This window comes from Pseudomonas sp. R15(2017), assembly GCF_002112685.1.
In the GTDB taxonomy this organism is placed as follows: domain Bacteria; phylum Pseudomonadota; class Gammaproteobacteria; order Pseudomonadales; family Pseudomonadaceae; genus Aquipseudomonas; species Aquipseudomonas glycinae.
In genome coordinates, this window is sequence record NZ_NEII01000001.1 from 428,086 (window position 1) to 450,359 (window position 22,274).

Here is a 22,274-nt window from a genome sequence, read left to right on the forward strand (position 1 = left end):
CGCGGTGGGCAGCCGCCGCGCCTTCACCGATAACAAGGAGAATTGGCATGACCAGCAACAACCCGCAAACCCGTGAGTGGCAAGCCCTCAGCAGCGATCACCACCTGGCTCCGTTCAGCGACTTCAAGCAGCTGAAAGAAAAAGGTCCACGGATCATCACCAACGCCAAGGGCGTGTACCTGTGGGACAGCGAGGGCAACAAGATCCTCGATGGCATGGCGGGTCTGTGGTGTGTGGCGATCGGTTACGGGCGCGATGAGCTGGCCGATGCGGCCGCCAAGCAGATGCGCGAACTGCCTTACTACAACCTGTTCTTCCAGACCGCCCACCCGCCAGCACTGGAGTTGGCCAAGGCCATCGCCGACGTGGCGCCAGAAGGCATGAACCACGTGTTCTTCACCGGCTCCGGTTCCGAAGGCAACGACACCATGCTGCGTATGGTTCGCCACTACTGGGCGATCAAGGGCCAGCCGAACAAGAAAGTCATCATCAGCCGCAAGAACGGCTACCACGGCTCCACCGTGGCCGGCGCAAGCCTGGGCGGCATGACTTACATGCACGAGCAGGGCGATTTGCCGATTCCGGGCATCGTCCACATCGCTCAGCCGTACTGGTTTGCCGAAGGCGGCGACATGACCCCGGAAGAGTTCGGGATCTGGGCGGCCAATCAGCTGGAAGAAAAGATTCTGGAAGTCGGCGTGGACAACGTCGGTGCCTTTATTGCCGAGCCAATCCAGGGCGCTGGCGGCGTGATCATTCCGCCGGACACCTACTGGCCGCGCATCAAGGAAATCCTCGCCAAGTACGACATTCTGTTCGTGGCCGATGAAGTGATCTGCGGTTTCGGCCGTACTGGCCAATGGTTCGGCAGCGATTTCTACGATCTCAAGCCGCACATGATGACCATCGCCAAAGGCCTGACGTCCGGCTACATCCCGATGGGTGGCCTGATCGTGCGCGACGAAGTGGTGGCGGTACTCAACGAGGGCGGCGATTTCAACCACGGCTTCACCTACTCCGGTCACCCGGTGGCGGCGGCGGTGGGTCTGGAAAACATCCGGATTCTGCGCGAAGAGAAAATCATCGAACGTGCCCATGAAGAAACGGCACCGTATTTGCAGAAACGTCTGCGCGAACTGAACGATCACCCGTTGGTGGGTGAAGTGCGCGGAGTCGGCCTGCTGGGGGCCATCGAGCTGGTGCAGGACAAGGCCACTCGCAAGCGTTACGAAGGCAAGGGTGTGGGCATGATCTGCCGCCAGTTCTGCTTCGACAACGGGCTGATCATGCGTGCCGTGGGCGACACCATGATCATCGCGCCGCCGCTGGTGATCAGTAAGGCGGAGATCGATGAACTGGTTACAAAGGCACGCAAGTGTCTGGACCTGACCCTCAGTGCGTTGCAGGGCTAAGTGCTAGGCTCAGAGCGATGGAGCTGTTGCGCTGTCGCTCTGAGCTGTCAGAAAGGCTGGTCTTTTCTTGAAAGACCGCCTCGGATCTTGCCAGACTAGCCGCGGTTCCAGTTGTCCGGGTTCGGCCGCTGAACAAAGTGGTTCAAAAAAGAAAAATTTGGAGCATTAACGCATGAAGGCATTAGGCAAAAAGCTCGCTGGCAAGACTCTGCTCGCCATGTCCCTGATGGGCGTGATGGCGGGTGCGGTTCAGGCGGACGACAAGGTGTTGCACGTTTACAACTGGTCCGACTACATCGCGCCGGACACGGTTGCCAATTTCGAAAAAGAGACGGGCATCAAGGTCGTCTATGACGTTTTCGACAGCAACGAAACCCTGGAAGCCAAGCTGCTGGCCGGCAAATCCGGTTACGACATCGTGGTGCCTTCCAACAACTTCCTGGCCAAGCAGATCAAGGCCGGTGTTTATCAGGAACTGGACAAGTCCAAGCTGACGAACTGGAAGAACCTCGACGAAGACCTGCTCAAGGCCGTTGGTGACGCCAGCGACCCGGGCAACAAACACGCGTTCCCGTACATGTGGGGTTCGATCGGCATCGGCTACAACCCGGCCAAGGTCAAGGCTGCACTGGGCATCGACAAGATCGATTCCTGGGACATCGTGTTCAAGCCTGAGAACATCGAGAAGCTGAAAAGCTGTGGCGTGAGCTTCCTCGACGCGCCGACCGAAATGATTCCGGCGGCTCTGCACTATCTGGGCAAACCGACCAACAGCAAGGACAAGGCTGACCTGAAAGCCGCCGAAGACCTGTTCCTCAAGATTCGTCCTTCGGTGGCTTACTTCCACTCCTCGAAGTACATCTCGGACCTGGCCAACGGCAACATCTGCGTAGCGGTTGGCTACTCGGGTGACCTGGAACAATCCAAGACCCGCGCCAAGGAAGCCGGTGACAAGGTCAAACTGGCCTACACCATTCCGAAAGAAGGTGCCGGTACTTTCTACGACATGGTCGCCATTCCCAAGGATGCCGAAAACGTCGAAGCCGCCTACAAGTTCATGAACTACCTGCTCGAGCCGAAAGTGATGGCCGAAATCACCAACGCCGTGCGTTTCCCGAACGGCAACAAGGCGGCCACCGCCCTGGTGGACAAGGAAATCACCAGCGATCCGAGCATCTACCCTTCGGCTGAAGTGAAGAAGCAGCTCTACGCGATCAGCGATCTGGACGCGGCCACCCTGCGCCTGATCACTCGCAGCTGGACCAAGATCAAATCCGGTAAATAAGCCGGTTTGAACCAGTCACCGCTGGCCGTCGCCCAAGCGAAGGCGGCCAGCGGTGCAATTAAATGACAGAAAGTTTTGCTGGAACGGTTTTTCGAAGGTAAGTTGCGCGCCGGTTTTGTTGCCGGGCAACCGTGACTGTCACGCAGCACGGGGCAACTTGGGCCCAACTAAATCAGAGGACCTCCACTTGCCTATTTTTTCTTCCTTGCGCAATGCACTGCTGGCCGCTGCCGGCCTGACGTTCGCTGTCGGTGCCCAGGCCGCCGGTACGGTGCATATTTATAACTGGTCGGATTACATCGGCGAGACCACTCTGGCCGATTTCCAGAAAGACACCGGGATCAAGCCGGTCTACGACGTGTTTGATTCAAACGAAACCCTGGAAGGCAAGTTGCTCGCCGGACGTACCGGCTACGACGTGGTCGTGCCGTCGAACCACTTCCTCGGCAAGCAGATCAAGGCGGGCGCGTTCCAGAAGCTCGACAAGGCGCAGCTGCCGAACTACTCCAATCTCGATCCAGTGCTGCTCAAGCGCCTGGAGCAGAATGATCCGGGCAACCTGTACGCCGTGCCGTACCTGTGGGGCACCAATGGCATCGGCTACAACGTCGACAAAGTGAAAGCCGTGCTCGGCGTCGACAAGATCGACTCCTGGAGCGTGCTGTTCGAGCCGGAGAACATCAAGAAACTGCACAGCTGTGGCGTGGCGTTCCTCGATTCGGCCGATGAAATGATGCCGACCGTGCTCAACTACATGGGCCTGAATGCCAACAGCACCAATACCAAGGATTACGAGAAGGCCACGGCCAAACTGTTGGCGGTACGTCCGTACGTGACCTACTTCCACTCCTCGAAATACATCGGCGATCTGGCCAACGGCGACATCTGTGTGGCCATCGGTTTTTCCGGCGACATCTTCCAGGCCAAACATCGCGCCGAAGAAGCCAAGAAAGGTGTGAACATCGCCTATTCGATTCCGAAAGAGGGTGGCGCGCTGTGGTTCGACATGCTGGCGATTCCGAAGGATTCGGCCAACGTTAAAGAGGCCCACGCCTTCATCAACTATTTGCTGAAACCTGAGGTGATCGCCCAGGTCAGTGATTACGTCGGTTATGCCAACCCCAATCCGGGTTCGGGCAAGCTGATGGAGCAGTCCATCCGCACCGACGAATCGGTGTATCCACCGCAGGCTGTGCTCGACAAGACCTACGTGTCGACCGAGCTGCCACCGAACATTCAGCGTTTGATGACCCGCAGCTGGACCAAGGTCAAGTCGGGTAAATAGCTTCAACGTACAAACTATCCTGGGTTCGTCTTGCGTGGGCGAACTGCACTCTTTTTTTCTGGGAGTTTTGTAAATGGCAGTTGCCTCCGGCGCCTATAAGAAAGCCCTCGAGGGCGACCAGACACCGAAACAGGTGCTGGTCAAAATCGACCGGGTCACGAAGAAGTTCGACGAGACGGTTGCCGTGGACGATGTGTCCCTGGAAATCAAGAAGGGCGAGATCTTCGCCCTGCTCGGCGGTTCGGGATCGGGCAAATCCACTCTGCTGCGGATGCTGGCAGGGTTCGAACGGCCCACGGAGGGGCGCATTTTTCTCGACGGCGTCGACATCACCGACATGCCGCCGTACGAGCGACCGATCAACATGATGTTCCAGTCCTACGCCTTGTTCCCGCACATGACCGTGGCGCAGAACATCGCCTTCGGCCTGCAACAGGACAAGATTCCCAAGGCCGAGATCGACGCCCGCGTGGCCGAGATGCTCAAGCTGGTGCAGATGAGCCAGTACGCCAAGCGCAAGCCGCACCAGTTGTCCGGCGGCCAGCGTCAGCGTGTGGCGTTGGCGCGTTCGCTGGCCAAGCGGCCGAAACTGCTGCTGCTCGACGAGCCGATGGGCGCACTGGACAAGAAACTGCGTTCGCAGATGCAGCTGGAACTGGTTGAGATCATCGAGCGCGTGGGCGTGACCTGCGTGATGGTGACCCACGACCAGGAAGAGGCCATGACCATGGCCGAGCGCATCGCGATCATGCACCTGGGCTGGATCGCCCAGATCGGCAGCCCGATCGATATCTACGAAACCCCGACCAGCCGTCTGGTCTGCGAATTCATCGGTAACGTGAACATCTTCGAAGGCGAAGTGATCGACGACGCCGAAGGCCACGCGACCATCACCTGCAAGGACCTCGACCGGCAGATCTACGTCGGCCACGGCATCAGCACCTCGGTGCAGGACAAGTCCGTGACCTACGCGATCCGTCCGGAAAAACTGCTGGTCACCGCCGATCAGCCGACCTGCGAATACAACTGGTCGAGCGGCAAGGTGCATGACATCGCCTACCTCGGCGGTCACTCGGTGTTCTACGTCGAATTGCCAAGCGGCAAGCTGGTGCAGTCGTTCGTGGCCAACGCCGAACGTCGTGGCGCACGTCCGACCTGGGGCGATCAGGTCTACGTGTGGTGGGAAGATGACAGCGGCGTGGTACTTCGCTCATGAACATGCGCAAATTCAAACGCCGGCTCAATCGAATAATTCCCGGTGGCCGTCAGCTGGTCATCGGGGTTCCGTTCATCTGGCTGTTCCTGTTCTTCATGTTGCCGTTCTTCATCGTCCTGAAGATCAGCTTCGCCGAAGCGGACGTGGCCATCCCGCCGTACACCGAGATCTACACCTACGCCGAGCAGAAGCTGCAATTGCTGCTGAACCTGGGCAACTACGCGATGCTCGGCGACGACGAACTGTACATCGCCGCCTACCTGGGCTCGCTGAAGATGGCGTTTTTCAGCACGCTGCTGTGCCTGTTGATCGGTTATCCGATGGCCTACGCCATCGCCAGCGCCCGCAAAGAGCTGCAAACGGTGCTGGTGCTGCTGATCATGATGCCGACCTGGACCGCGATCCTGATCCGCGTCTATGCGTGGATGGGCATCCTCAGCAATAACGGCCTGCTCAACGGTTTCCTGATGAGCATGGGTTTGATCGACGAGCCGCTGCAGATCCTCAACACCAACCTCGCGGTATACATCGGCGTCGTCTACTCGTACCTGCCGTTCATGATCCTGCCGCTGTACGCCAACCTGGTGAAGCACGACACCAGCCTGCTGGAGGCCGCGTCCGACCTGGGTTCGAGCACCTTCAACAGCTTCTGGAAAATCACCGTGCCGCTGTCCAAGAACGGCATCATCGCCGGCTGCATGCTGGTGTTCATCCCGGTGGTGGGCGAGTTCGTGATCCCGGAACTGCTCGGCGGTCCGGAAACCCTGATGATCGGTAAAGTGCTCTGGCAAGAGTTCTTCAACAACCGTGACTGGCCGGTGGCGTCCGCCCTGGCGGTGGTGATGCTGGCGATCCTGATCGTGCCGATCATCCTGTTCAACCGCAGTCAGGCCAAGGAAATGGAGGGTAAAGAATGAAGCGCTTCCGTTTCTCCAGCCTGATGCTGGTGCTCGGCCTGTTGTTCATCTACCTGCCGATGCTGATCCTGGTGATCTACTCGTTCAACGCCTCGAAACTGGTAACGGTGTGGGGCGGCTGGTCGGTGAAGTGGTACGTCGGCCTGCTCGACAACTCGCAACTGATGGGTTCGGTGGTGCGCTCGCTGGAAATCGCCTGCTACACCGCGGTTGCCGCGGTGGCGCTGGGGACGCTGGCAGCTTTCGTGCTGACCCGCATCACCCGCTTCAAGGGCCGCACGCTGTTCGGCGGTCTGGTGACCGCGCCGCTGGTCATGCCTGAGGTGATTACCGGTCTGTCGCTGCTGCTGCTGTTCGTGGCGATGGCGCAGATGATCGGCTGGCCACAGGAACGCGGCATCGTCACCATCTGGATCGCGCACACCACGTTCTGTGCGGCGTATGTGGCGGTGGTGGTGTCGGCGCGCCTGCGCGAGCTGGACCTGTCGATCGAAGAAGCAGCGATGGACCTCGGTGCGCGGCCGTGGAAGGTGTTCTTCCTGATCACCATCCCGATGATCGCGCCGTCGCTGGCGGCGGGCGGCATGATGTCGTTCGCCCTGTCGCTGGATGACCTGGTATTGGCGAGCTTCGTCTCCGGCCCGGGTTCGACGACCCTGCCGATGGAAGTGTTCTCGGCGGTGCGCCTGGGCGTGAAGCCGGAGATCAACGCCGTGGCCAGCCTGATTCTGCTGGCGGTATCGCTGGTGACCTTCCTGGTCTGGTTCTTCAGCCGCCGTGCCGAAGAAGCCCGCAAGAAAGCGATTCAGCAGGCCATCGAAGAAGGCGCAGCCGATTCGTGGAAGCAACCGGACGTGCGCCGGGCGCCGACGCCGGAAGCGGCTTAAGCCAGTGAGGTTGATCACAACTCTGTGATCAACCTCACTTCCTGTGGGAGCGGGCTTGCCCGCGATGACGTCATCACAGTCAACTGCAATGTTGAATGTCAGACCGCCATCGCGGGCAAGCCCGCTCCCACAGTGTTTTGTGGTGATCAGGAAGTCCACGGAGAACTGCGGATGACTTCAACGAAATTCATCGGCTTGAACCCCGGCACCTGATCCTTCAGCACATCGGTCTTCACATTGCCGAACGTCGTCTGTGGACGATGACGCAAGCCGTCGGCGAACGCGCAGATGATGCATTCCTTGAAGCCCTCGCCCCGTGGATGCGCATGCACCACCGCCTCACGCTGCACCGTAGTGAACGCCGCGTAGTCCATGCCCAGCACGTCCATCTCGACACCCGCCGTCACCAGCGCCACGGTCGGGCGCAGATGCTTCGGCACACCCGGCGTAGTGTGCAGGGCGATCGACAGCCAGACCTGCTCGATGTCGTCATCGCTCAACCCGTACGGCTTGAGAAACGCGGCGGCTGCGTTGGCACCATCGACTTCGAAGCGCTCGTCATCGCTGCGGTGCCCTTCGACCAGACCCAGGTCGTGAAACATCGCGCCGACGTACAGCAGCTCCGGATCGTAGGCCAGTTGCTGACGCTCACCGCTCAAGGCACCGAACAGGAACACCCGGCGCGAGTGGTGGTAAAGCAGGTCGGATTCGATGTCGCGGATGTATTCGGTGGTGGCCCGGGCGAGGGCGCTGTCGGGGATCCGGATACCGGCGATGGTCGTGGTCATGTTGAGCTTCCTCGTCGAAAACGCCGTCACGGCGCTGATGGGGAAAGTCTGTTCCCGGGGGCCAGACCGGACAATCGATCCATGGCTGCGATTCTTGCCATTGCACCTGCAAATCGTGCCAGCTCGCTTCTGCGGCTAGGATTGGCTAGGGTTGGCGCTGATCCGCCATTCCCCGGGAGCCTTCATTGCCATGAACAGAACCGTCGCCATCGTGGTGTTCCCCGGCGTGCAGGCGCTGGACGTCAGCGGGCCGATGGACGTGTTCGCCGAGGCGAACCGCTTCCTGGCGCCGGAGGATCATTACCGGCTCGAGGTGATTGGCGTCGAGCGCGGGCCGATGGCGTGTTCCAACGGGCTGACCCTGAGTGCGCATCGGCATTTCAGCGAAGCGTTGCAGGTTTACGATTTGCTGCTGGTGGCGGGTGGGCCGCAGTTGCCGTTCCTGGATTTCGGCGAGGCGTTCGATGTCTGGCTGCGTGACGCCTGTGGACGGGCGCGGCGATTCGGCTCGATCTGCAACGGTGCGTTCATGCTCGCCCGTGCAGGACTGCTGGACGGGCGCACGGTCACCACCCACTGGAACGACGCCGAGGCGCTGGCGCAGTTGTGCCCGTCGAGCCGGGTCGAGGCCGATCGGTTGTACGTCGAGGACGGCCAGCTCTACACCTCGGCGGGGGTGACGGCGGGGATCGATCTGTCGCTGTACCTGCTGGCGCGTGATCACGGGGCCGAGGTCGCGCTGAGCGTGGCCAAGCGGCTGGTGGTGTTCACCCAGCGCTCGGGCGGGCAGTCGCAGTTCAGCCCGTTCCTCACGCCCCATGCCGAGCCGACGTCGGCGGTGGCGATGGTGCAGCTGTATGTGCTGGCCAATCTCACCGGCGACCTGACCATTGCCGACCTGGCGAACGCTGCGAACATGAGTGCGCGGAATTTCTCCCGGGTGTTTGCGAGGGAGGCGAAAGTCACCCCGGCGGAGTTCGTCGAACGGGCGCGGGTGGATGCGGCGCGGGTGATGCTCGAAAGCACCACGGCGCCGCTGAAGACGGTGGCGTATCAGTGCGGGTTTCGCGATGCGCAACATATGCGCAGCGTGTTCAACCGGCGGCTGGGGGTGACGCCGCAGCAATTCCGGCTGAATTTTGCGGCGATGGTTTGAGTGGCGCTTATTGCGCCGCTCGCGCCGGCAACAGCTTCAAGGTACTGCGCGTATTCGCCGTAACCTCCTCATCACTGAAATGCGCCTGCACATACATCCCGTCCACATACGCTTCCGCCTGATCGTCATAGTGACTGTCGAACGGCACGCCGCTCTGGCCGACCGGGTTGATGGTCAGGCTGTGAGCGGGATCTGCGAAGTCCACCAACCGACGGGTCGACGGGCCGTAGGTCACCGGCCATGGTGCAGGGCCGATCTTCGCCGAGAGGTTGTTCGGCACTTCATGTGAGCCCGGTGCGGCGAACGGGCCGACGTTGAAAATGCGATCCAGCGGCTTCTGCTGACCCAGCGGATGACCATGGGTCAGCGTATGCGCCTTGCCCCATTGCCAGCCGGAAGCGTCGTCGCCGAGGGTCGACTTCAGGTGGGCCATGCTCGCCTGCCACGCGGCGCGTACGACGTCGACGCGGGTTTCCTTGTTCGGCGTGCTGCGGTTGTCCCACCACGGTGAATCGGCATTCGCCGCGAGCCGGGGCAGGGCGGCATCGATCACTCGGGTCGACAGCAGGGTTTCGAAGAAATCATTGCCCAGCTCATCGCGCATTGCCGCGTCGGCGAGGTCGTAGAGGAACTGGTTGAACACCGTCGCACTGACCGAATCCAGCGGATAGTCGCCTTGCCATTGGCCCAGTTGTTCGATCAGCTTCTGCTCGGCGGGATTGCCCGCCACTTCACGCAGCACCGGCAGCAACGGTGCCAACAGACGCGGCCCATAACCGGTGGCAGTGCCCAGTTGCAGCTTCTGGTTGGCCTCGTTGTCCCACTTCACGTTCTTGTCGGCGAGCTGGCGGTTGAGCTGCTGGCCACGGTCGGCGAGGTTGTAATAGCCGGGAATCTCCATGCCGGTGGGTGACACGGGCTGGAAGTTGGCCGAGACGATATAGCCCCGCGCCGGGTTCTCTTCCTGCGGGTTGGCGCTGAACGGGAAGTAGCCGTCCTTGTCGGCCTGATTGCTGCTGCCGTCGAGAATGAAGCCAGGCTTCACCCCGGCCGGACGCTTGGGCAGCAGGGCCGAGGCCCACCACGCGATATCGCCCTTGGCGTTGGCGTAGACGATGTTCAGCCCCGGCGCCTGCACCTTGGCGGCAGCGGCGCGGGCCTTGGCCAGGGTGTCGGCGCGGTTGAGCTGGTAGAAACCTTCGAGGATCGGGTTCGGTGTTTCCAGGAAGGCCCACCACATCGCAATCGGGGTTTTCCCGGCGGCGCTGCCGAGAGCATCGTTGACGATCGGGCCGTGGGGCGACTGGCGCAGGGTAATGGTCACCGGCGCCTGGCCTTTCACCGCAATCTGTTGCTCGGTGCTGACCATGTCGGTCCACTGGCCGCGATACCAGACCTGATCCGGGTTGTCCGGATTGACCTTCTCGGCGATCAGATCGAGGTCGTCGTTCTGGAACATGGTCAGGCTCCAGCCGAAATCCAGGTTGTGGCCGAGAAACGCAAACGGCACCAGCGCCTGATGATGACCGTAGAGTTCGAAGCCCGGCGCCGACAGCTGCGCCTCGTACCACACCGACGGCACCGAAAAGCGAATGTGCGGATCGCCGGCCAGCAAGGGCTTGGCGCTTTTGCTGCGGCTACCGGCGATCACCCAGGCGTTGCTGCCTTCGAACTGTGGCAGGCCGTTGTCGATCAGCGCCTGTTGGCTGACGCGGGCGAGGGTGTTGAGGTCTTTCCAGTCTTCGGCGGCGAGGGCCGGTGCGCTGCTGGCGTGGCCCTTGGCGAGCACGCCCTTGGGCTGCCAGTCGAGGTCGAAGACGTTGAGGTAATCGGCGCCCAGTTGATCGCGCACGTAGGTCAGCAGCGGTTCGGTGCGGAACGCGGCGGCAAAGCTGTAGGCCATGTAGCCGGCGACGCTGATGCTGTCTTCAGCGGTGAACGGCCGCTTGGGGATGCCCAGCACGTCGAACTCGACAGGGGCGGCGTGCGAGTCCTGATATTGATTGATGCCGTCCAGATAGGCTTGCAGGGCCTTCCACGCCGGTGACTGCTTGTCGAGACCGGCCACGTAACTGGCAGCGCGCTCGCGGATGCGCAGGCTGCGGAACAGCTTGTCGGTGTCGAGTAGTTTAGGCCCGAGCACTTCGGCCAGTTCGCCACGGGCTAGGCGGCGCATGGCCTCCATCTGAAACAGGCGATCCTGGGCGTGCACATAACCGAGGGCGCGGTAGAGGTCGGTCTCGTTTTCCGCGCGGATGTGCGGCACGCCGCGCTCGTCGTAACGCACGGTCACCGAGCCTTGCAGGTTGCGCAACTCCACCTGGCCCTGACGCGTCGGTTGCTTGCTGTAGAGGTAACCGCCGACCCCGATGGCGGGAATGACGATCAGCAACGCAAGTACGGTCAGGCCTTTTTTCATGAAAAATCTGCTCCCTGTCGTTCTATTTATATGAAGGCATTGATGGTGCTGATCTAGTTGAAGATCGCAACCGGGATTTCATAACACAGTATTTCTTGAATAGGAAGTTTCCTTCAGGTTTTCGGGAAGTGCACTACAAGTTTGTTGTTGCTGCGTTTAACGGGGCGGGCCTATAAAAGACCTCGAAAAAAAGCAGAGGAATAAAACGAATTTTGCGAATTCGATACATGGAATAACTGACATGGAGAAGTCGTATGAGTGATATTGAAAATTATCTTGGACCTCACAAGCAGACCGGGCCGGGCAGATATGAACTGGCGCCAATACCCGTCAAGGGGGTGACGCCAGTTCGATTGGGACAGGGTGGGTTTTTCTCGGGAAGTTGGGGGTTGAATGAAGGGCCGCATAGAGGGACGGGCCAAGGGTCTGGGAAACTTGATCCGTTAACTCCATTCATCTGGAATGATTTGATGCAGGAGCAACAGAATGCTCAGGCATATATTGATCTTGAGTATGCTGGAGTATTCAGCAATATCGGCGCGGCATCAAACAATGAAGTAGAGAGGGCGAGGCAAGCAGCCAGTGCTGGACTTTCTGCGGCTCAGAAGGTCAAGGCTGATCAGGAAATAACCATTCAGGTTATTCATTCAAAGTTGTTGGAGTATCGGGCTCATACCGAGATCGCTTACTCGCTGTATGGACATAATCCATTTTTCCTGATGAAGGATTTGTCCTTCAAGAAGATACGAGACAGTCTGGCATTGCCGGTTCCGGATGTTTCCGTCGCCTATGCGGCCATCGACAGGGCCTATCGCTCGGCAATGGAGCTCCGGCGCCTTTCCTGGGTGATGGCCATTATCGCCAATCAACTTCCGGAACTGGCCGCAAGAAGAAGCCAGGTTGAAGCCGCGACTCAAACCACGAGGGACGCCCAGCAGATTCTTTCTGCCGAAAGGTTATCCGTGGTGAATCTGGAAACGAATATTCGCCTGCATTTCCTGCCGGGTTTTCTGGTTGAAAGAATCGCCGCTGCAGCGGGCTCAACCGGAGGCAGTCTCTCTCAAACACTCACGAATTATAAAATCGCAGCGGACAACATTCGTGCTGTCGAGCAGGCAGCCGTCCGGCCCTATGCAATCGCCAATCCGGCGATCAACGCCCCGTTGAGCAAGCCTGAGCTCGAAGCGCTGAAGAACCTGGTCGACTTGCAGGCCACTACCGATCTGGGCAAGCGCTGGCAGGACTATCACGCTTCACTCCTGCACTCGGAAAGTGCCCGGCATATGGCAGCGGCGGCGGACGCATTTGCCGGTCTGATTGCCCGCGCCCAAGAGGTGGAGCGTCTGCAGGAGCAGATACGCATTGCCCGGGAGCTAGAGGCCCGGCATTTGCAGGAGCAGGCGCGTATAGCCGCGGAGGTTGAAGCCAGGCGTGTTGCCGAGGAACAGGCACGTATTGCCGCCGAAGCAGAGGCAAGGCGCCTTGCCGAGGAACAAGCGCGCATAGCGGCAGAAGCCATTCGCAACGCCCATACCTTCCGCGCGCCAGGTGCCGCTTCGGCGACAGGGCCGTTGTTCATGACTTCAGCTGGAGTCGTGGCAGTTGCCGAGGCTGCTGCGGCCAGTCTGCAAGGGGCCGTTCGCAGCGCCATCGCGGGCTTGGGCAGTCTTGCTGCGAGTGTCGGGGCTGGCGCTGTCGTCGGTGTTTCAGCGTTGGTCTACTCGTCGAAACTGGGCAACGGCGAATTGCCTGACCGTTACGCGTTCAGCACGCCGCTGTCGGACCTCGCACCAGATTTCGCACCCGATCTGCACGCCATCGCGGCGGCTGGCGGTACGGTTGACATGCCTTTCCGCGTCAGTTCAAAGACCGACGCGAACGGGCAGTCAGAGGTTTTTGTCGTCAAGACTGATGGGCGGAATATTCCGTCGGCCGTCAGGGTGGTGGCGGCCTCCTACGACACCGAACGCAACGTCTACACCGCGACCACCTCCGATGTTCCACCACGCACCCTGACGTGGACCCCGATCGTCAATCCGGGAAACAGCTCGACGACCTCACCGGCCGGGCAGCCGGAGGTGCCTGCCTATACTGGGGCGACGGTAGTCCCGGTCGAGGGACGCTTCGATTCGTTCCCGGGCATTTTCGAAGCCGGATTCGATGACTATGTTCTGGTGTTCCCGCAGGACTCCGGGCTGCCACCGAACTACACGATGTTTCGGGATCGGCGGGAGGATCCGGGTGTCGCATCAGGTGTGGGGCAGGCGGTATCGGGCAACTGGCTCGGAAGCGCATCGCAGGGCGAAGGCGCGCCGGTGCCGGCGCAGATTGCCGATCAGTTGCGAGGGCGGGAGTTCAGGAATTTTCGGGCGTTTCGGGAGGCGTTTTGGAAGGCGGTGGCTGGGGATCCGGAGTTGGCGGCTCAGTTTGATCGCAGCGCCCTAGCTAGTATGAAAGACGGCCAATCGCCTTTTGTTAAAGAGAGTGAGCAAGTTGGAAAGCGTGTGAAAATTGAGTTGCATCACAGGAAATATATTTCTGAAGGTGGCGGGGTTTATGAGGTTGACAACATAGTCGCAATGACTCCACGGAGACATATTGGTATGCATAGAGGGTCAGGTAATGATTAAGTTAATTAACGAAATGTCAGAGTCGGAGTTTCTGAAGTTTGTTACGAGAATTTATGACAACGACTATGAAAGTGAAGAGGAACACATCGATGCTGTTTTCGAGTTTAAGGCCTTGAGTGAGCATCCATCTGGATCGGATCTGATTTTTTATCCGGAGCCAGGAAAAAGTGGACCGGCAGCTGTAGTTGCAGAGGTCAAGGCGTGGCGTGCAGCTAACGGAAAGTCTGGTTTTAAAGAGGTTTGATATTCATAAGTGTGGTTGTGCCCCTGGCAGTTTTGCCAGGGGCTTTTTTACAGGATGGTGGTGGCTTGTTAAATATTTCGGACTATACGGAAAGAGAGTTTTTGGATTTTGTAATCTCAATTTGTGATGCTAGTGCTCGAACAGAGGAGGAAGATGTAAAGCTGGTATTGGAATTCAGGCGGTTAACAGAACACCCGGACGGCTCGGATCTTATCTACTACCCAAGAGATGATAGGGATGACAGTCCTGAAGGGATTGTAAAGGAGGTTAAAGAATGGCGCGCTGCTAATAACAAACCGGGATTCAAGGCGGTTTAGTTTTCAAGTGTCAATATGTCTCTGGCGTCTTTGGTTGATGCAGTTTTTATTGTCAGTGCGAAGCCGTTCACTCCCCACTAATCCACGGGCAATAACACCCTACCGCCAACGTATGAGTCGCATTGACCGGACGATCATCACTCAACGCTTGCAGGATCGGTTCGATAAAACTGTTGCTGGAGTTGCACGTCAGGCCTTCGCTGTACGGGCCAAAGTACGCCAGTCTGCCGCTGCGGTCCCAGATCGCCACGGCCGGGCTCGCGGGAATCTGTTCGGAGCCGGGCAACACCGCGATGGTTTTGAGATTGCTGAGGGTGGCGGGCAACTGGCCGTGGCTGCCGGCCTTCTGCACCGCGAAGAATTCCACGCCCTTGGGGCCGAACTGTTCGACCATCTCGGTCAGGTGCTGTTGATTGCCGACGTTGCATGGGCAGGCCGGGTCCCAGAAATGCACCAGACGGATGTTGCCGGGGCCGGCGAGGTCGGCGGGCAGGCGCAGCGGATCGCCGGAAAATACCGCGGTGTGTTCGCTGAAGGCGCGCAGGTAGCGGCCCTGAAACCAGTTGTACGCGGCCCACAGCACGCCGGCACACACGATGGCGAGCAGGCTGGCAAACAGTGCGGTGCGGTAGGGCGAACGCATGGTTTTCGATCCTCGAAGGCCGGCTAGCTTGCCATGCTTGCCGCGACAGATGAATATCGCAGGCCGATAAAGTCCGTTTACCGTTCTGGAATTGCCCATGTCTGTTGCCTTCGATCCCGATCATCTGCGTGCGAGCCTCAAGCCTTTGGCCGAGTGGCAGCCGTTGTCCGAAGAGGCGAAGGCGTATCAGCGGTTCTACAAGACCGACTTTCCGGAGCGCGATGTCTGGCGTGGCATGGGCCGGTTCGACATCGATGGCTATCAACTGGTCAGTCATTGCTGGTGGCCGGCAGAAACCGCCAAGGCCACGCTGTTTCTGGTGCACGGTTTTTATGATCACACCGGTCTTTACCGGCATGTGATCGAGTGGGCGCTGGATCAGGGCTTCGCGGTGATCGCATGCGATCTGCCGGGGCATGGTCTGTCCAGTGGCGAGCGGGCGAGCATCCGCGATTTCTCCGAGTATCAGGATGCGCTGCAAGGCCTGTTCGCCGAGGCGCGTTCGATTGCACTGCCGCAGCCGTGGCATTTGTGCGGGCAAAGCACCGGCGGCGCGATCATTGTCGATCACGTGCTCAATCATGGTGAAAACAGCCCGGCGCAGGGGCAGTTGATTCTGCTGGCGCCGCTGGTGCGTCCGCGTGCCTGGGGCTGGTCGCAGTTCAGTTATTACCTGCTCAGGCCATTTGTCAGGGGCATCGCCCGGCGTTTCAGCGAGAACTCCAACGACCCGGATTTCCTGCCGTTCCTGCAGGCCGATCCGTTGCAGCCAAAACGCTTGCCGACCGCGTGGGTCGGGGCGTTGTCACGCTGGATCAACCGGGTGGAATACGCGAAGAAAAGTCCGCGCCGGCCACTGATCGTTCAGGGCCAGGCGGACATGACCGTGGACTGGCAGCACAACCTGCAAGTGTTGAAATGGAAGTTCGACCGGCCACAGATTCTGTTGCTGGCCGAGGCGCGGCATCACCTGGCCAACGAGACGGCGGAAATGCGCGAGGAGTATTTCGAGTTCTTGAGCAAGCGGATCAAGGGCCGCAACCCCTAGATCACTGGCTGAGGTTCGAGGTGCTCTGGCCCACGGCCAGCCCAGCGCGGATCGCGGCCAGCGCGGCCTGATAGTAGGCCTTGCCTTCGGTGGATTCGGCAAAGGTCGCGAACTCTTCCAGCTCTTCATCCGACAGGTCGCGATAGACGTAGAGCAGCGTGTTGTTCAGGTCGGCGCCGATCTGATCCATCAGGCGCTGGCGTTGACCGTTCAACATGCCCTGGGCCTGACCGCCGCCTAGCAGGCCGGGGATCATCGAGCTCAGACTGTCCGCCGCCACGCCGGCAATCGCCAGGCTGACTTCGGCACCGGCTTCACGGGCGGGCAGGGCCTGGGCGAGGTGGCCGATGATCAGCAAACGACTGTCGCTGGCCGGCATCTTCGGCAGGCCCTTGGCGTTCTTTGCCAATTGATCGCGGCGGGTCGCCAGCAGCTCGGCGGCGACGATCTTCTTGCCCAGCGGTGATTGAAAGAACGACAGGGCCGGTTGCGGATCGGCGAGGTTCTTGCGCAGCTGCGCTTCGGCCCGTTGATCCACGGCCTGGGGGGCGAAGCGCTGGTTGCTGTTGTTCACCAGCGCCTGAAACACCGCCGGCGGCAGGCTGTTCTGGTAACGCTGCTGCGCGGCACTCAGGGCGTCGTTGAAATGCGCGCGTTGTTCTGGCCAGCCGGCGACCTTGTACAGCTGGTCGTGGCCGTCCGCCCAGGCGGGCAAAACGCAGAACATCAACAGTGAAAAAAGCAAACGGCGCATAAGGACTCCTGTCGGCAGCCGACTATTCTCCGTGCGGTGCCAGTACTTGTCGAGAATTCGTATCAAGCCGCCGCGTGGCTCTGTCGGATTTCTTGCCGCAGGCATACTATGCGCGCCATGCAAATATCCTCTGATCACCCGCTGCTGTTACGTATCGTCGACGACCTGGCCGAGCGCGGCTGGTCGCAGCAGAACATTTTCCTGCCTGCGGATTTGACCCGCGCACTGGCGGCCGAGTGCCGCAAACGTGACGCCGAAGGTGAACTGGCGCCGGCGGGGGTCGGACGTGGCCCGTTTACGGAGATCCGCGAGGGGATTCGTGGCGACCATATCCAATGGATCGACCCCGGTCAGGCCGAGGCCAGCGACCGCTATCTGAACCTGATGGACAGCCTGCGCGAGGCGCTCAACCGGGGCCTGTTCCTGGGGCTTGAAGACTTCGAGTGCCATTTTGCCCTGTACCCGCCGGGTGCGTTCTATCGCAAGCATGTCGACCGTTTTCGCGACGATGACCGGCGCATGGTCTCTGCGGTGATCTACCTCAATGACGGCTGGCTGCCGGAGGATGGCGGGCAACTGCGCATGTACCTGGAGAATGACCGCGTTCATGACGTACAGCCTACGGGCGGTTGTCTGGTGGTGTTTCTCTCCGGTGAAGTGCCTCATGAAGTGTTGCCAGCCAGCCGCGAGCGGCTGTCGCTGACAGGCTGGTTCCGCCGCCGTGGCAACGAGCCGTTCTGATATGCACAGGATTCTGGTCAGTCGTTGCCTGCTGGGCCACCGCGTGCGTTATGACGGTGGAGCCAGCGGGCCGTTCGATCTGCTGGAGCAGTGGACGAACGAAGGCCGGGTAGTGCCGCTGTGCCCGGAAGTCGCCGGTGGTTTGCCGACGCCACGCGCGGCAGCGGAGATTCCGGGCGGGCAGGGCAGCGATGTGCTGGACGGGCTCGCCTCGGTGATCACCACCGAGGGCGAAGACGTCAGTGCGCAGTTTCTCGACGGTGCGCGGCAGGCGTTGGCGCTGGTGCAAAAGCACGGGATTCGGGTGGCGGTGCTCAAAGCCAACAGCCCGTCGTGCGGGAATCTGTTGACCTATGACGGGACGTTCAGTGGGGTGAAGGTGAGTGGCGAAGGTGTCACGGCAGCCTTGCTCAAGCGCCATGGGGTGCAGGTCTTCAGCGAACTCGAACTGCCGCAAGCCGCACAGGCCCTCAGCTTGCTCGACTAGTCACGTTCACTTCAGTTTTCCGTAGCCTGCACGCTCAACCATTTTTTCGACAACGCCTCCAGCCGCCCATCCGCCCTGATCCGCTGCAACGCATTCTCCAGGCTCGCGTGAAACGCCGGATTGCCCTTCTGGAACGGGATCGCCAGTTCAACCGGTGGCCCGATCTTCGGTTTCTCTTCCGTCAGCGTCTGCACCAGCACCATCGGCCGGGGTTGTTCGTCCTTCTTCGCCAGCAATTGCGCATTGACCTGCGTGTAAGGCTCGCTCACGTCGAAACGATCCTTGAGTTCCGGGGTCAGTGCTATGTGGTTGAGCGCGACGTCGTACTTGCCGCTTTCAACGCCCTGGAGCAGATCGGCCTCGTCGGTGACGATGAAGTCGGCGCGCACATCCAGTTCGTTGGCCAGCAGTTGCCCAAGCTCGACCTCGAACCCCGTGAGCGTGTCGCCGTCCTTGAAATTGAAGGGCGGTGTATTAGCCTCAAGGGCAATGCGCAACTCGCCACGGTCGTTTACGTCATCAATCAGTTCGGCGTGAGCCATAGGGCTCAGAAGGGGAAGCAGGCAGATCAGGCCAGGCAGAAAACGCATGGTCACTCCTTTGAAATCGATATCGGCCTGTTTTCCAGGCTCGCTTTGCTATGGTTGTCGAGTGCCTTCGACAACGAATGGTCATGAAGTTGTCATGACCGTGCGGATTTTACGGAAAAACTGGAGAAGAAAATGAAAAGCTTTATGTCACGTGCAGCGTTGGCCGGTGTGCTGATGGGTGTTTCGGTACTGGCCAGTGCGGCCACACCGGCACCGAAGGGCGCCGAAGTGTTCATCGTTTCTCCCGAGGACGGAGCCACGGTTCCGCAGACCTTCACGGTCAAGTTCGGTGTAAAGGACATCGCGCTGGCACCGGCCGGTGACGTCACCAAGAACACTGGTCATCACCACCTGCTGATCGATGCCAAGGAAATCGTCCCGGCCGGTTCCGTGGTGCCAACCGACGCCAACCATATGCACTTCGGCAAGGCGCAGACCCAGGCTGACATCAAACTCGCGCCGGGCAAGCACACCCTGCAGCTGGAGCTGGGTGACAGCGGCCACATGGCGTTCGATCCGCCGATCGTGTCGAAGAAGATCACCGTCAACGTCGAATGACGTTTTCGCGTGAATGAAAAAGGGAGCCCGAAGGCTCCCTTTTTTTGTCGCTCAACGCTTGATCAGAACAACACGCGGCTACGGATGGTGCCGTTGACGTGTTGCAGCTTCTCTTGCGCCAGTTCCGAGTACTCGGCGTCGACGTCGATTACCACGTAGCCGACCTTCTCGTTGGTCTGCAGGAACTGACCGGAGATGTTGATGCCGTTTTCGGCGAAGACCTTGTTGATCTCGCTCATCACACCCGGGATGTTCTCGTGGATGTGCAGCAGGCGGTGCTTGCCAGGGTGCGCCGGCAGGGCCACTTCCGGGAAGTTCACCGACGATACCGAAGTACCGTTGTCGCTGTACTTGACCAGTTTTTCTGCCACTTCCAGACCGATGTTGGCCTGCGCTTCAGCGGTGGAGCCGCCGATGTGCGGGGTCAGGATCACGTTGTCCAGGCCACGCAGCGGGCTTTCGAACTCTTCGTCGTTGGAGCGCGGCTCGACCGGGAACACGTCGATGGCGGCGCCGATCAGGTGCTTGTCCTTGATCGCAGCGGCCAGGTGATCCAGTTCGACCACGGTGCCGCGTGCAGCGTTGATCAGGATGCCGCCCTTCTTGATGGCGCGGATTTCCTTCTCGCCGATCATCCACTGGGTCGCAGCGGTTTCCGGAACGTGCAGGGTGACGATGTCGGACATGCCCAGCAGCTCGTGCAGGTTGCCGACCTGGGTGGCATTGCCCAGTGGCAGCTTGGTCACGGTGTCGTAGAAGAACACCTGCATGCCCAGACCTTCAGCCAGGACCGACAGCTGAGTACCGATCGAGCCGTAGCCGACGATGCCCAGTTTCTTGCCACGGATCTCGAAGGAGTTGGCTGCGGACTTGATCCAGCCGCCACGGTGGCAGGAAGCGTTTTTCTCAGGGATGCCGCGCAGCAGCAGGATCGCTTCGGCCAGCACCAGCTCGGCCACGGAGCGGGTGTTGGAGTACGGTGCGTTGAACACGGCGATGCCGCGCTCGCGGGCCGCTTCCAGGTCAACCTGGTTGGTGCCGATGCAGAAACAGCCGACCGCGACCAGCTTCTTCGCGTGATCGAAGATCTCTTCGGTCAGCTGGGTGCGTGAGCGAATGCCGATGAAGTGAGCGTCAGCGATCTTTTCCTTGAGCTGGGCTTCCGGCAGGGAGCCTGTCAGGTATTCGATGCTGGTGTAGCCCGCCGCCTTGAGGACGTCGACAGCCGATTGGTGGACGCCTTCGAGAAGAAGGAACTTGATCTTGCTCTTATCGAGAGAAGTCTTGCTCATCTGCGTAAACCTGTATCCCGGAGAAAAATGGCAGGAAATGGTCAACAGACATTGACCTGGACGACAAGAAAGCCGTCACCGCAGAGCCGGCCTTGGGCACTGGCCTGCGGGGTCGGTATGCTAGCATAGCCACCCCGCTAATCACTCATTCCTGCGACGTGAAGCGTTCTCAGGATGACCATGAATTGTTCGAGAGTTCCGTCGATGACCAATCCTGCCCTGATTGATGAACTGAAGACCCTGGTCGAGCCTGGCAAAGTCCTGACCGATGCCGACTCCCTGAACGCTTACGGCAAGGACTGGACCAAACACTTCGCCCCGGCGCCCAGCGCCATCGTGTTCCCCAAGACCATTGAGCAGGTGCAGGGCGTCGTCCGCTGGGCCAACGAACATAAAGTGGCGCTGGTGCCGTCGGGCGGGCGCACCGGGCTTTCCGCCGCGGCCGTGGCCGCCAATGGCGAAGTGGTCGTGTCGTTCGACTACATGAATCAGATTCTCGACATCAACCTGACCGACCGCACCGCCGTCTGTCAGCCGGGCGTGGTCACCGAGCAATTGCAGAACGCTGCCGAAGAACATGACTTGTACTACCCGGTCGACTTCGCTTCGGCCGGTTCGAGTCAGATTGGCGGCAATATCGGCACCAATGCCGGCGGAATCAAGGTCATTCGCTACGGCATGACCCGCAATTGGGTGGCAGGCATGAAAGTCGTGACCGGCAAGGGCGATGTGCTGGAACTCAACAAGGATCTGATCAAGAACGCCACCGGTTATGACCTGCGGCAGCTGTTCATCGGCGCCGAAGGCACCCTGGGTTTTGTGGTCGAGGCCACCATGCGCCTGGATCGTGCGCCGAAAAACCTGACCGCAATGGTCCTCGGCACCGCCGATTTCGATTCGATCATGCCGGTACTGCACGCCTTTCAGGGCCGGCTCGACCTGACTGCGTTCGAATTCTTCTCCGACAAGGCCCTGGCCAAGGTCATGGGCCGTGGCGATGTGCCGGCGCCGTTCGAAACCGACTGCCCGTTCTATGCCTTGCTGGAATTCGAGGCGACCACCGAAGAAGTGGCCAACACCGCATTGGAAACCTTCGAACACTGCGTGGAGCAGGGTTGGGTGCTGGACGGCGTGATGAGCCAGAGCGAAACCCAGTTGCAGAATCTGTGGAAGCTGCGCGAGTACATCTCCGAAACCATCTCCCACTGGACACCATACAAGAACGACATCTCGGTCACCGTCTCGAAAGTCCCTGCATTTTTGCAGGAAATCGATGCGATCGTCGGCGAACATTACCCGGATTTCGAAATCGTCTGGTTCGGCCACATCGGCGACGGCAACCTGCACCTGAACATCCTCAAGCCGGACAACCTGAGCAAGGACGAGTTTTTCGCCAAGTGCGCCACCGTCAACAAGTGGGTGTTCGAAACCGTCGAGAAGTACAACGGTTCGATTTCCGCCGAACACGGCGTGGGCATGACCAAGCGCGACTACCTGACCTACAGCCGCTCGCCGGTGGAAATCGAATACATGAAAGCGGTCAAGGCGGTGTTCGACCCGAACGGCATCATGAACCCGGGCAAGATTTTCGCGGTTTGATTGGCA

General features: G+C 59.9%; 21 protein-coding genes. 15 read left to right on the plus strand and 6 right to left on the minus strand.

The genetic code is table 11. The features are described from left to right. The first annotated feature begins 47 nt into the window (after positions 1 to 47). The 6 genes from CAF77_RS02020 (at position 48) to CAF77_RS02045 (ending at position 7,002) form a co-directional block, all read left to right on the plus strand. Entirely contained in the window at positions 48 to 1,412 is a 1,365-nt protein-coding gene (locus CAF77_RS02020; protein WP_011336447.1) for an aspartate aminotransferase family protein, read from the plus strand. A gap of 172 nt (positions 1,413 to 1,584) precedes the next feature. After that, on the plus strand, positions 1,585 to 2,697 hold the full coding sequence (locus CAF77_RS02025) for a polyamine ABC transporter substrate-binding protein (RefSeq protein ID WP_011336446.1): 1,113 nt from the start codon (positions 1,585 to 1,587) through the stop codon (positions 2,695 to 2,697). A gap of 187 nt (positions 2,698 to 2,884) precedes the next feature. Next, positions 2,885 to 3,982 (plus strand): polyamine ABC transporter substrate-binding protein, encoded by a 1,098-nt coding sequence (locus CAF77_RS02030; protein WP_064379991.1) that lies wholly within the window; start codon positions 2,885 to 2,887, stop codon positions 3,980 to 3,982. Between the two features lie 73 nt (positions 3,983 to 4,055). Continuing rightward, a complete protein-coding gene (locus CAF77_RS02035; RefSeq protein WP_007953506.1) occupies positions 4,056 to 5,198 on the plus strand; it encodes an ABC transporter ATP-binding protein in 1,143 nt (380 codons plus the stop codon). A gap of 35 nt (positions 5,199 to 5,233) precedes the next feature. Then, positions 5,234 to 6,115, plus strand: coding sequence for an ABC transporter permease subunit (locus CAF77_RS02040; protein WP_170844921.1), 882 nt, complete (start codon positions 5,234 to 5,236; stop codon positions 6,113 to 6,115). Then, on the plus strand, positions 6,112 to 7,002 hold the full coding sequence (locus CAF77_RS02045) for an ABC transporter permease subunit (protein ID WP_085653970.1): 891 nt from the start codon (positions 6,112 to 6,114) through the stop codon (positions 7,000 to 7,002). Before CAF77_RS02040 ends, CAF77_RS02045 begins: the two co-directional genes overlap by 4 nt. Positions 7,003 to 7,148: 146 nt before the next feature. Here CAF77_RS02045 and CAF77_RS02050 read toward each other — a convergent pair whose 3' ends face one another. After that, positions 7,149 to 7,790, minus strand: a complete 642-nt coding sequence (locus CAF77_RS02050) for an HD domain-containing protein (RefSeq protein WP_085653971.1) — start codon at positions 7,788 to 7,790, stop codon at positions 7,149 to 7,151. Positions 7,791 to 7,980: 190 nt separating this feature from the next. On the opposite strand from CAF77_RS02050, the gene CAF77_RS02055 reads away from it, so the two are divergent. Then, positions 7,981 to 8,946: a GlxA family transcriptional regulator gene (locus CAF77_RS02055; RefSeq protein WP_085653972.1), complete on the plus strand. Its 966-nt coding sequence runs from the start codon at positions 7,981 to 7,983 to the stop codon at positions 8,944 to 8,946. Positions 8,947 to 8,953: 7 nt separating this feature from the next. On the opposite strand, the gene CAF77_RS02060 is transcribed toward CAF77_RS02055, so the two are convergent. Then, positions 8,954 to 11,365 (minus strand): penicillin acylase family protein, encoded by a 2,412-nt coding sequence (locus tag CAF77_RS02060; protein ID WP_085653973.1) that lies wholly within the window; start codon positions 11,363 to 11,365, stop codon positions 8,954 to 8,956. A gap of 254 nt (positions 11,366 to 11,619) precedes the next feature. On the opposite strand from CAF77_RS02060, the gene CAF77_RS02065 reads away from it, so the two are divergent. Genes CAF77_RS02065 through CAF77_RS02075 form a run of 3 tightly spaced genes read left to right on the plus strand, consistent with a single transcriptional unit; the run spans position 11,620 to position 14,556 of the window. Continuing rightward, the gene (locus CAF77_RS02065; RefSeq protein ID WP_085653974.1) at positions 11,620 to 13,995 is read left to right on the plus strand and encodes an S-type pyocin domain-containing protein; all 2,376 of its coding nucleotides are present in this window, start codon (positions 11,620 to 11,622) and stop codon (positions 13,993 to 13,995) included. Beyond that, the gene (locus CAF77_RS02070; protein WP_064380002.1) at positions 13,988 to 14,239 is read left to right on the plus strand and encodes a bacteriocin immunity protein; all 252 of its coding nucleotides are present in this window, start codon (positions 13,988 to 13,990) and stop codon (positions 14,237 to 14,239) included. The genes CAF77_RS02065 and CAF77_RS02070 overlap by 8 nt, the downstream gene beginning before the upstream one ends. Before the next feature lie 23 nt (positions 14,240 to 14,262). Next, a complete protein-coding gene (locus tag CAF77_RS02075; protein ID WP_236195744.1) occupies positions 14,263 to 14,556 on the plus strand; it encodes a bacteriocin immunity protein in 294 nt (97 codons plus the stop codon). Between the two features lie 67 nt (positions 14,557 to 14,623). Here CAF77_RS02075 and CAF77_RS02080 read toward each other — a convergent pair whose 3' ends face one another. Next, a complete protein-coding gene (locus CAF77_RS02080) occupies positions 14,624 to 15,199 on the minus strand; it encodes a DUF6436 domain-containing protein (RefSeq protein ID WP_085653975.1) in 576 nt (191 codons plus the stop codon). 97 nt (positions 15,200 to 15,296) lie between these two features. Between CAF77_RS02080 and CAF77_RS02085 the strand changes: the two genes are divergently transcribed. Further along, positions 15,297 to 16,247 (plus strand): alpha/beta hydrolase, encoded by a 951-nt coding sequence (locus CAF77_RS02085; RefSeq protein WP_011336436.1) that lies wholly within the window; start codon positions 15,297 to 15,299, stop codon positions 16,245 to 16,247. A gap of 1 nt (position 16,248) precedes the next feature. Here the strand turns inward: CAF77_RS02085 and CAF77_RS02090 are convergent, their stop codons facing one another. Next, positions 16,249 to 17,001 carry a DUF2059 domain-containing protein gene (locus tag CAF77_RS02090; protein ID WP_011336435.1) on the minus strand — a complete coding sequence of 251 codons (753 nt, stop codon included), beginning with the start codon at positions 16,999 to 17,001 and terminating at the stop codon, positions 16,249 to 16,251. Between the two features lie 108 nt (positions 17,002 to 17,109). Here CAF77_RS02090 and CAF77_RS02095 point away from each other — a divergent pair, with 108 nt between their 5' ends. Then, entirely contained in the window at positions 17,110 to 17,742 is a 633-nt protein-coding gene (locus CAF77_RS02095) for a 2OG-Fe(II) oxygenase (protein ID WP_064380008.1), read from the plus strand. A 1-nt stretch (position 17,743) separates the two neighbouring features. Continuing rightward, positions 17,744 to 18,229: a DUF523 domain-containing protein gene (locus tag CAF77_RS02100; protein WP_064380010.1), complete on the plus strand. Its 486-nt coding sequence runs from the start codon at positions 17,744 to 17,746 to the stop codon at positions 18,227 to 18,229. Between the two features lie 11 nt (positions 18,230 to 18,240). On the opposite strand, the gene CAF77_RS02105 is transcribed toward CAF77_RS02100, so the two are convergent. Further along, complete coding sequence (locus CAF77_RS02105; RefSeq protein ID WP_064380012.1) at positions 18,241 to 18,819, minus strand: transporter substrate-binding domain-containing protein; 579 nt, start codon at positions 18,817 to 18,819, stop codon at positions 18,241 to 18,243. A gap of 132 nt (positions 18,820 to 18,951) precedes the next feature. Between CAF77_RS02105 and CAF77_RS02110 the strand changes: the two genes are divergently transcribed. Next, positions 18,952 to 19,377 carry a DUF4399 domain-containing protein gene (locus tag CAF77_RS02110; protein WP_007953489.1) on the plus strand — a complete coding sequence of 142 codons (426 nt, stop codon included), beginning with the start codon at positions 18,952 to 18,954 and terminating at the stop codon, positions 19,375 to 19,377. A 62-nt stretch (positions 19,378 to 19,439) separates the two neighbouring features. Here the strand turns inward: CAF77_RS02110 and serA are convergent, their stop codons facing one another. Further along, positions 19,440 to 20,669, minus strand: coding sequence for a phosphoglycerate dehydrogenase (serA, locus tag CAF77_RS02115; RefSeq protein WP_007953487.1), 1,230 nt, complete (start codon positions 20,667 to 20,669; stop codon positions 19,440 to 19,442). A 204-nt stretch (positions 20,670 to 20,873) separates the two neighbouring features. Here serA and CAF77_RS02120 point away from each other — a divergent pair, with 204 nt between their 5' ends. Then, the gene (locus tag CAF77_RS02120) at positions 20,874 to 22,268 is read left to right on the plus strand and encodes an FAD-binding oxidoreductase (RefSeq protein WP_064380014.1); all 1,395 of its coding nucleotides are present in this window, start codon (positions 20,874 to 20,876) and stop codon (positions 22,266 to 22,268) included. The last annotated feature ends 6 nt before the right edge of the window (positions 22,269 to 22,274 follow it).